This window comes from Pyrinomonas sp. (genome assembly GCF_040289685.1).
Taxonomy (GTDB): domain Bacteria; phylum Acidobacteriota; class Blastocatellia; order Pyrinomonadales; family Pyrinomonadaceae; genus Pyrinomonas.
Window position 1 is genome coordinate 1 of the sequence record NZ_PSLQ01000124.1, and the last position, 2,500, is coordinate 2,500.

The window sequence follows — 2,500 nt, forward strand, 5'->3', positions numbered from 1 at the left end:
GTTACCATTTAGGAGGCGACCGCCCCAGTCAAACTACCCGCCTGATAGTGTCCCTCCACTGGATTCACAGCGGCAGGTTAGAGCCCAGACAAACCAAGGGTGGTATCTCACCGTTGGCTCCACCGACCCCGAAGGGCCGGCTTCGCAGCCTCCCACCTATCCTGCGCATGATTTGCCCGAGCCCACTATCAGGTTGTAGTAAAGGTCCACGGGGTCTTTCCGTCTAGACGCGGGAAACCGGCATCTTCACCGGTACTACAAGTTCGCTGTGCCCCTCGTTAAGACAGCTCCCAGATCGTTACGCCATTCGTGCAGGTCGGAACTTACCCGACAAGGAATTTCGCTCGGTGTACCTCACTCTGTTTCCAGAGGAGCCGGACTTTCTCTTGGCTGCTGGCGATTCATCATCGCCACAATGGACCTGATCTCCTCGAGCCCCTCCGCCGTCAGGTGGCGTTTCGCCTCCATGAGGCGGACGACTCGGCGGAACCTCAGGAAGTTGACTTGCTTCGTGGTCTTTAACGGATGCCGTTCGAAGAACGGAATGATCCGATCCCGCAGGTGATCGAGACGGCGCACTCGGTACGCCCACCGATCACCGTGGTTGCGTCGGACCACACCGCATCCGAAGAAGGCCTTGAGGGCATGGAGGACCTGCACGTCACGCTCGTGCTGAACGAGCGTGAACTCGGGCAGGACCTGGTAGCCGGTGGTCATCTCCGGGTGCGGATTGAGACCGACGAAGAAGCACCCTTCGCCATCCACGAAGCCGACAACCCATTGGGCTTCAAGTTTCATCGCCTAGCCGCCCCGAACGTAAAGTCTCTGAGGGTTCTCGCGAAGTCCGCGATAGCGGACTCCGCCAGTCTTCCCTGCGGATTGTCCCCATGTCCGGCGGATTGTTACTGCTCGACCCACGTCGAGTACGTACCGCACGGCTGTGCGAGGAGTTTCCCGCATATGGTTCGGTTTTACTAAGGCTCGCGAAAGTGAACCTTAGGACCGTCATAGTTACGGCCGCCATTCACCGGGGCTTCAGTTCAGGGCTTCGCCTTGCGGCTAACCCTTCCCTTTAACCTTCCGGCATTGGGCAGGCGTCAGCCCCCATACATCCTCTTTACGAGTTTGCGGAGACCTGTGTTTTTAGTAAACAGTCGCCTGGGACCTTTCACTGCGACCCCCTCGGGCCCGAAGACCCTACCGGGGCACCCCTTCTCCCGAAGTTACGGGGCTAGTTTGCCGAGTTCCTGAACGAGGGTTCTCACAAGCGCCTTAGGATTCTCACCCCACCTACCTGTGTCGGTTTGCGGTACGGTCACCATGCGTGTTGAAGCTGCCCGAGGCTTTTCTTGGCAGCTGGGGTCGGCGACTTGTTTCCGCCCCCGAAGGGGCGTACTTTCGTCCCGCTCGCTCGCCCTATGTGCCGCCCGGATTTGCCTAAGCGGCGGGCTCGCGGCGTTCAACCGGACATCCATCGCCGGTCTCGCCTACCCGACTGCGTCCCCCCACAGCACACGCTGGCGGTTCCGGAATTTTAACCGGATTTCCATCGGCTACGCCTTTCGGCCTCGCCTTAGGGACCGACTTACCCTCTGCAGATTAACTTGACAGAGGAAACCTTAGGTTTTCGGCGCGCGGGGTTCTCGCCCGCGTTATCGCTACTTATGCCGACAGGGTCTTTTCCGATCGCTCCAACGGCCCTTTCGGAACCGCTTCGCAGCTACGGAATGCTCGCCTACCATGCAGTCGAGTCCGCAGATTCGACCGCATCCGAAACTTCGGCGCGTGGTTTAAGCCCCGTTGAATTGTCGGTGCAGGGCCGCTTGACCAGTGAGCTATTACGCTTTCTTTAAAGGATTGCTGCTTCTAAGCAAACCTCCTGGCTGTCAGGGCGTCCCCACCTCCTTTTCCACTTAACCACGACTTTGGGGCCTTAGTTGTCGGTCTGGGTTGTTTCCCTCTCGACCATGGAGCTTAGCCCCCACGGTCTCACTCCCGGAGAACGCGTAGCGCGGCATTCGGAGTTTGATTGGGTTCGGTAACCCTGTGGGGCCCCTAGCCCATTCAGTGCTCTACCACCGCGACGCTTCGCCTCCGAGGCTGGCCCTAAAACCATTTCGGCGAGAACGAGCTATCACGAGATTTGATTAGCCTTTCACCCCTAGGCACAGCTCATCCAAGCGGTTTTCAACCCACACTGGTTCGGACCTCCACCGAGTGTTACCTCGGCTTCATCCTGGCCATGCCTAGATCATCTCGCTTCGCGTCCTCGTGCCACAGACTTAACGCCCTGTTCAGACTCGCTTTCGCTTCGGCTTCGCCTCTACGGCTTAACCTCGCCTGTGACACGAACTAGCCGGCTCATTATGCAAAAGGCACGCGGTCAGATCCGTTGAAGATCCTCCCACTGCTTGTAAGCACACGGTTTCAGGTCTATTTCACTCCCCTCACCGGGGTGCTTTTCACCTTTCCCTCACGGTACTAGTGCACTATCGGTCGC

Annotated in this window: 1 rRNA gene (cut by a window edge); it reads right to left on the bottom strand. The window is 58.5% G+C overall.

The annotated features are described in order from the left end of the window. A 23S ribosomal RNA gene (locus C4334_RS14690) occupies window positions 1–2,500 on the bottom strand; its annotated part runs 490 nt beyond the window's last position; the annotation flags it as partial.